Below are 816 nucleotides of genomic sequence, written 5' to 3' on the forward strand. Positions count from 1 at the left end.
CTAGGGCGTGTCATCAATTAGCTTGAGGAAAACCGCCTTGTCCCCATTATACTTTTATGACTAAACGCTATGCATTAAAAGATGAGCAGTGGGAACAGATTAAAGATCTGTTACCTGGACGAATGGGTACTGTTGGAGTGACGGCCAAAGATAACCGACTATTTGTTGAAGCTATATTGTATCGGTATCGTTCAGGTATCCCGTGGCGAGACTTACCCGAACGCTTTGGTGATTTTAGAGTCGTGCATACTCGTTTTAGTCGTTGGGCTAAAACAGGTGTATGGCAGAGAGTCTTTGAAGTACTGTCACATGACAGTGATAATGAATATGCCATGTTAGACTCTACCATTGTACGTGCTCATCAACACAGCGCTGGGGGAAAAAAATCAGGCGATTGGACGCAGTAAAGGGGGCTTAAGCACCAAAATTCATGCCCGTACTGATGCTTTAGGCAACCCGACAGGATTTTATCTCACTGATGGGCAGGTCCATGACTTAAATGGTTCAGATGTGTTGCTGGACTTATCGTTGAGCCAGATCTGGCTTATGGATAAAGCCTACAACTCTAGGGATCGGGTCATTGATCCAATTTTAGAGGCGAAGGGTCAAGTTGTGATGCCAGCGAAAAGTAATTCTATTGATCAGCGTGATTATGATCGACATCTCTACAAGGCAAGACATCTGATTGAGAACTTTTTTGCCAAGCTCAAGCAGTATCGTGCTATTGCCACACGCTATGATAAATTGGCTCAAAACTTCTTATCAGCGATCTACTTGGCTTCAACAATCATCTGGCTTAATTGATGACACGCCCTA

1 protein-coding gene is annotated in these 816 nt (G+C 43.9%); it reads left to right on the forward strand.

All coding sequences use genetic code 11. From position 1 onward, the window contains the following. Positions 1-56 precede the first annotated feature (56 nt). Positions 57-804, forward strand: a protein-coding gene (locus tag NI466_RS15790; RefSeq protein WP_435575028.1) for an IS5 family transposase whose coding sequence is annotated in 2 segments (ribosomal slippage) — positions 57-388 and positions 387-804 — 750 coding nt in all. Because the reading frame shifts where the segments join, the coding sequence is not laid out codon by codon here. Positions 805-816: the final 12 nt, after the last annotated feature.

This window comes from Acinetobacter lwoffii, assembly GCF_024129595.1.
Classification (GTDB): domain Bacteria; phylum Pseudomonadota; class Gammaproteobacteria; order Pseudomonadales; family Moraxellaceae; genus Acinetobacter; species Acinetobacter lwoffii_O.